1 protein-coding gene is annotated in these 223 nt (G+C 69.5%); it reads right to left on the reverse strand.

What is annotated here, in order from left to right:
• A partial coding sequence (locus E4K09_RS19920) for an adenine nucleotide alpha hydrolase family protein (protein ID WP_483238019.1) occupies positions 1-212 on the reverse strand: 212 nt, incomplete at its 3' end.
• Positions 213-223 lie beyond the last annotated feature (11 nt).

A 223-nucleotide genomic window follows, 5' to 3' on the forward strand; every position in this document is an offset into this window, starting at 1 on the left:
TCGGCGAGCTGGTGCTCGTAAGGAGGCGCATCGGCCAGCAGCACCTTCTCCACGCCCTCCAGCTTGGCGGCCGCCTCGGCCGCCGCGCGGGCGTTGGAGCCGGCCACGAGACTGTGCACCGGAGCGCCCAGGGCCTTGGCGGCGGAGAGCGCCTTGTGGGTGGCGTCCTTGACGTGAGCGTTGTCGTGCTCGGCAATCAGCAACGTGGTCATGGGTCTTGTTC

The sequence above is a fragment of the Microvirga pakistanensis genome (assembly GCF_004458765.1).
Classification (GTDB): Bacteria; Pseudomonadota; Alphaproteobacteria; order Rhizobiales; family Beijerinckiaceae; genus Microvirga; species Microvirga pakistanensis.